Annotated in this window: 7 protein-coding genes and 1 pseudogene; 6 read left to right on the forward strand and 2 right to left on the reverse strand. The window is 27.5% G+C overall.

Features of this window, described 5'->3' with window-relative positions:
- The first annotated feature begins 16 nt into the window (after window positions 1-16).
- Window positions 17-442, forward strand: coding sequence for a DUF261 domain-containing protein (locus tag Bmayo_RS04975; protein ID WP_012599427.1), 426 nt, complete (start codon window positions 17-19; stop codon window positions 440-442).
- Between the two features lie 5 nt (window positions 443-447).
- Here the strand turns inward: Bmayo_RS04975 and Bmayo_RS04980 are convergent, their stop codons facing one another.
- The gene (locus Bmayo_RS04980) at window positions 448-1224 is read right to left on the reverse strand and encodes a tyrosine-type recombinase/integrase (RefSeq protein ID WP_075552621.1); all 777 of its coding nucleotides are present in this window, start codon (window positions 1222-1224) and stop codon (window positions 448-450) included.
- Window positions 1225-1654: 430 nt separating this feature from the next.
- Here Bmayo_RS04980 and Bmayo_RS04985 point away from each other — a divergent pair, with 430 nt between their 5' ends.
- The 3 genes from Bmayo_RS04985 (at window position 1655) to Bmayo_RS07080 (ending at window position 3426) form a co-directional block, all read left to right on the forward strand.
- Entirely contained in the window at window positions 1655-2449 is a 795-nt protein-coding gene (locus tag Bmayo_RS04985; protein WP_075552622.1) for a hypothetical protein, read from the forward strand.
- A gap of 141 nt (window positions 2450-2590) precedes the next feature.
- Window positions 2591-3037: a hypothetical protein gene (locus tag Bmayo_RS07075; RefSeq protein ID WP_235633174.1), complete on the forward strand. Its 447-nt coding sequence runs from the start codon at window positions 2591-2593 to the stop codon at window positions 3035-3037.
- 146 nt (window positions 3038-3183) lie between these two features.
- A complete protein-coding gene (locus Bmayo_RS07080) occupies window positions 3184-3426 on the forward strand; it encodes a hypothetical protein (RefSeq protein ID WP_235633175.1) in 243 nt (80 codons plus the stop codon).
- Between the two features lie 187 nt (window positions 3427-3613).
- Here Bmayo_RS07080 and Bmayo_RS04995 read toward each other — a convergent pair whose 3' ends face one another.
- Window positions 3614-3898: a TM2 domain-containing protein gene (locus Bmayo_RS04995; RefSeq protein WP_075552623.1), complete on the reverse strand. Its 285-nt coding sequence runs from the start codon at window positions 3896-3898 to the stop codon at window positions 3614-3616.
- 214 nt (window positions 3899-4112) lie between these two features.
- Between Bmayo_RS04995 and Bmayo_RS05000 the strand changes: the two genes are divergently transcribed.
- The gene (locus Bmayo_RS05000; RefSeq protein WP_075552624.1) at window positions 4113-4679 is read left to right on the forward strand and encodes a DUF603 domain-containing protein; all 567 of its coding nucleotides are present in this window, start codon (window positions 4113-4115) and stop codon (window positions 4677-4679) included.
- Window positions 4676-6028 (forward strand): annotated as a pseudogene (locus Bmayo_RS05005) (PBSX family phage terminase large subunit). The gene Bmayo_RS05000 and the pseudogene Bmayo_RS05005 overlap by 4 nt, the downstream one beginning before the upstream one ends.

The following is a 6028-nucleotide window of genomic DNA, read 5'->3' on the forward strand; positions in this document are numbered from 1 at the left end:
ATAGGAGGATTAATTAATGCTTATTAATAAAATAAAACAAGATAATAGAACTTTAAGACCGGAGATACAAAAATGGGGTTGTTACTTTTTGTGTCTACATTACTATACAAGTCTATTTAAGCAACGTGAATTTAATGCGTATGAGATAAATGCAGCGTATTATAGATTTATAGGACTTGGATATATTAAGAGCAATTGTTTTATTATAAATCCATGTATGATACTTAATTACTACGGAATTAGAAGTAGCGTGAGATATGAGTCTTTAAATTATTTAGGTGCAGCCAATGAATTTGAAATAAGTGAAGTTAAAATCGATAAGGTTAATGGATATCACTTTATAGCAACAAAAAATAAAGAAATATTATATGATTCACTTGACTTAAAGCCACGTGGAAAAATATTTAAAGTAACTTCAAAGCGTATATTTAAACTGAAATAGTTTTACTAAAGTTTAAGGCACTTTTTAGCACATTCATAAGCTTGAATTTTATTAGCAGAAGATAGGCCGTAGATATTATCAATTTCATTGGTTGAAGAATATTTTATAAGTTCTTTAATTTGAAAAGAATTGTAGCCGTTGGATTTCAAATTTGAAATAAATAAATTTCGACATAGATGGAGAGATTTATTTACACGAAACCCCGATTTTTTAAGAAGATTTTTAAATTTATTAGAAATATGGATAATGCTAATTTGGTTGTCTTTAAACTTATGTTTGGATTTTTGAAAAAAATAAGTACGTCTTGTATCAAGATTTTTCTCATTAAAATGATTTTTGTGTGCTGTTTGGATAGCCTCGAACTCTTCTGAGTTGATAACAATTTCTCTAATACAAGTTACATTTCTTTTTTTTGCCACATTTACTTTTATGTTGTATAAAGTTTTTCCATTTTTGCTTAAAAAAGTTGAAATATCTTGCATTTTTACTTTTTGCAGTTCGGTGCCCCTGCAGCCACTTATTGCGAGTAAATGTAAAAACCAACCAGATATTGGATCAGCTTGTTTAAGAGTTTTGATGCATTTTTCAATTAGTTTGCCAATTTTTGGGGTCAAATAAAATTTAGGAGTTGGCTTTGAAGCTTTTTTAGTAGGCTTAGAAGAAATTTTTAGTGAATTTTTAAGAATTTTATTTTCATTTATTAGTTTTTGATGATCTTGTAATAATTTGAGCATAAAATCTATGTTGAAATTATTTAAATTAAGATAATTATTCATGTCCATAAAATCCTCTCCTTATAAGTGTTACTTTTAAATTAAGTAAAAGTAATAAAAATTGATTAAAAATGTAATTTATATTTTACCAAAAACAAAAAAATTTAGTCAAATTGTGTGGCTTCTCATTGCATGCAAAATTTGGATTGTAGGATAGCTGTGATAAACAGAAGAGGCAATTTTTAAGGGGTGCACTTAAGAAAGATACTATACTTTAAGTGATATATAGCAAAGACTTTGAAATTTAAGTTGTATGTGTTTTGTAGTCTCTTATAATGAGTAGTGCATTTGCAATGGAGAGATTTTTGGGAGTTGGTTAAAATTACATTTGCGTTTTGTTAATATGTAATAGCTGAATGTAACAAAATTATATATTTAAATCTTTGAAAAATTGTAATTGTTTGGGGTTGCGTTATGATTTAGACTTACGGAGTAACTTATGAATAAAAAAATGAAAATGTTTATTATTTGTGCTGTTTTTGCATTGATGATTTCTTGCAAGAATTATGCAAGTGGTGAAGATTTAAAACAAAATTTAAAAGAACAAGTTGAGGGATTTTTAGATATAAAAAAAGAAGAGTTGTTTGGAGGGTTTGAAAAACCAGAAGCAAAAGTTAAACCAAAAGCTGAAGAATTAGTGCAAGCTGATGAGCCACAGGGGCAAGGTGAAGATCAAGTGGTTCAAGGTGTTGTTGAAGATTCAGAATCAAAAAAAAATGGGATTGACAAAAATGATCAAGAATTACAAGAGGAGATTGAAAAAGAAATAAAAGAATTAAAAGATAAAATAGATAAAGCAGATCCTAAGAATATTTCTATTAGAACATATTCAGGGTATGAAAAGAAAATAAAAGAATTAAAGGAAAAATTAGAAGAAAAACTAAAAGATGAAAAAGATAAAGAAAAGTTTAAAAACGAATTAGAAACCCTTGAAAAAACTTTAAAGGATAAAATGGAGAAAAGGAAAAAAGAATTAGAAGAGGTTAGGAAAAAATTTCAAGAATTTAAAGAACAAGTTGATACTGCAACTGGAGTAACTTATGGTCAGCAAGTTAAAGGAAAAGGCAGTATTGGATTTCAAGCTTGGCAGTGTGCTAAAAATTTAGGGTTAAGCATAAGTAATATCAATAGTAATACTGATGAATTAGCAAACAAAGTTATAGATGATTCACTTGAAAAGATTGAAGAAGAGCTTAAAAGCATTGAAGAAGAGTCAAAAAATGTTAAAAAATAAAAGAAGTGGTTTTGAAAGTATAAATTATAAAAATAAAAATTATAACCGGGCTTGTTTTTCTATTTATATTAACATTGCTTAAGTATTTGGTTAAAATGTAACTTTTTAAAAGTTGTTATTTATTAATTATAAAAGGGCACAATGAATAGTTTTAATTTTAATTTTTTGTTTTTATTTATATTAATTGGTTGTAATGTACATTACAACCAAGATTTTGATAAATTTTCAACAGGCATGGAGCATTCATTTAATGATTTTGAATATGCTAATAATAAAAAAATAGAAATAGAAGAAAGAGAGATATTGGAAAGAGAAAAAAGAGATCAATTAGCAAATGAAAATAAAATTAGATCTTCTATAAAAGAATTTAAAAGTCAAATTGAATATTATAGAGATAAATTCCAATATAAAATCAAAAGATTAGAAGAAGAAATCGAGGAAGAAACTCAAAATTTAAATTTTTTTGTTAAAGAAGGCCATAAAAGAAGTCGGGCGCCTAATGTTTATCAATTTCATCTTGATGAAATTATAAGATTAACAAATGAAAAAAAGAAGTTAGTTTTTCAAGAAAAAGCTATATTCAGCTAAAAGACAATAGTATTAAGCACCATAAAGTTTATATTGATGCAATAGAGGCAGCTTTTCCCAATATTAAGTATAAATTAATTGAATGGAAAAACTCTAATATTGAAAGATATAAGGCTAATATTGAAAGATATACAAATGGAATAAAAATGTTATATGAAATAGAGAATAAAGATTTAGATGATGAAGCTTTAATTGTTAAATTTAGGTCTGAATTCTATAAATTAGAAGATGATAATATGATTGAAGAGAATAAAAATTTAGTTGAAATTTGGAAAGAGGATATTGAAAACTGTCAATATAGCATAATATCTTATGAAGTTGACTATAATAGATATAATAACCTAAAATCCGAGGTTGATTCATTAGAAGCTCTGAACTTAATACTTTAAGATATAAAGAATTCAATTGAAGAAAAGAAATTAGAAATAAATATGTTGAAAAATAGGATTGAAGAAAAAGAATTAAGAAATAAAGAATTAGAAGAAAAGCTTAAAGAACCTGCAGATAAACAAGAGTAAAAAATGGTATTAAAAACATAAATTATGATGAACAAGACTAATTGATAGTCTTGTTTTTTTATTTACATTCAAACTTATTTGTTGCTATTCTAATGAGATCGATTAAAGCACCAATATATAAAAATCCAAATGTAAATAGGTATAACATACCAGTTCCTATTTTCCCTACATAAAATCTGTGAACTCCTAAGTAACCAAGAAATAAGCATAGTAAAAATACTATAAGTTTATTGTAGTTTTCAGCCTGTTTATTTTTGACCCCGCAAGAAATACAAATTTCAGCATCTTTTTTAATTGTTTTGCCACAAGAATGGCAATATATTTCGTCAACAGCTTTTGACATGATTTTACGCTCCTTTTTAAAATAAAACATACTTATCTAAAATCATTTAATATAAGTAAATTATATTTTTACGTATTTAAATTTAATGAACATTTGAAATATAGATCAAGATTTAATAGGTATAAAGAAATTTACAGTTTATGTTAACAATTAATAAATTGCTTTACTATTTAGAGTAACAAATTGTTAATTTTGTTAATTTAGGAGAATTTCCTTGAAAAGAGCCAAAAGGTCTTTTGATGATTATGTTGCGTATTTTCGCGAGGGTTCATTAAGTGATGGAGAAATAGCAGCTAAACTGGGGGTTTCTAAAGTAAATGTGTGGAGAATGAGACAAAGATGGGAAAGTGGAGAAAGTGTTGTTAACGAGGGCTCTAGAGTAACAATTAGTGAAGATACTTTTGAACACCTTTTGTCGCAAACCTTTAAATCAGAAGTTAACGCTAGGAAAGTTAGAAGCGAATTAGATTTAGAGCGGGCCAATTTAGAATTAGGGTTTATATATGCATTTAAGCGATATTCTAGTGTTGAGCTAGCTAGCATGCATACTAAAATAGAAAATTTAAGAGCCGAAATTGATGCTTTAAATAAAGCAAACAGTAAAAAAAGTAAGAAAATTGTTAATGGAGAAATTAATTCTTTAAAAAGTGAGCTTGATGAATATGTAGAGGAGTGCTCAATAAGAGAAATGGAGCTTTACTATGAATGTGTGAAAAAACTTACAACTGCCCATGAAGCTGAAAGCAAAAGCAACTATAAAAATAGTAAAGGACACAAGTGAACTTATATCAAACAAAACTTTTTACAACACTACAAAAGGAATACAAAAATAAATATGGAGTTGACATATCACAATTTGTAAAGCTAACAAGTTCTTCAATTAATTTTGATAAGTTTGAAGAAGAACAGTTAACTTTAAAACAAAAAAATGTGATAAAAAGCACTCAAAAGAATAATGAAAAGAAGATTATACTCAGCAGAGGCATAGCTAGTGGCAAAACGTATCTTGCATGTTATCTTTTTCTAAAAAGTTTAATTGAAAATAAAAAGTTATACTCTAGTGATACTAATAATTTCATTATTGGGAATTCACAACGCTCAGTTGAAGTTAATGTTTTGGGACAATTTGAAAAGCTATGTAAACTTCTTAAAATTCCTTATATCCCAAGACATACAAATAATTCATATATTCTGATTGATTCACTACGTATTAATCTATATGGTGGAGATAAGGCAAGTGATTTTGAAAGATTTAGGGGAAGTAATTCAGCACTTATTTTTGTTAATGAGGCTACAACTTTACACAAGCAAACTTTAGAGGAGGTCTTAAAAAGACTAAGATGCGGGCAAGAAACTATTATTTTTGATACTAATCCCGATCATCCGGAACACTATTTTAAAACCGATTATATTGATAATATAACGACATTTAAGACATATAATTTTACAACTTATGATAATGTTCTACTTAGTAAAGGATTTATCGAAACACAAGAAAAACTCTATAAAGATATACCATCATATATAGCAAGAGTTTTGCTAGGTGAGTGGATAGCAAGCACTGATTCAATTTTTACACAAATAAATATTACTGATGATTATGTATTTACTAGCCCGATAGCATATTTAGACCCAGCATTTAGTGTTGGAGGAGATAACATTGCATTATGTGTTATGGAGTGAGTTGATGATAAGTATTATGCTTTTGTATTTCAAGACCAACGACCAGCCAATGATCCTTATATTATGAATATGGTAAAGACCGTTTTAGAGAATTTCAATGTGCATACACTGTATTTAGAGGATAGAGATAATACAAAAGGTGCTGGTGGATTGACCCGCGAATACATCTTGCTAAGAAATAATATAAGCCAATATTTTAGAATTGTTCCAGTTAAGCCAAAGTCTAATAAATTTAGCAGAATAACAACGTTAATTACGCCGTTTACTTACAAAAAACTTTATATTACAAAGTACAGTAGTTCTTCTGTATTTAATGATATTTATTCGTATAAGGGGGATAGCAAAACCCATGATGATGCTCTTGATGCAATGTCTGCAGCATATTTGATGTTGTCTTTAGGATATAGAGAGCGAAGTGTTCACTTTGGCAATCAAAGATTTTTGTAA

The sequence above is a fragment of the Borreliella mayonii genome, assembly GCF_001945665.1.
GTDB lineage: Bacteria > Spirochaetota > Spirochaetia > Borreliales > Borreliaceae > Borreliella > Borreliella mayonii.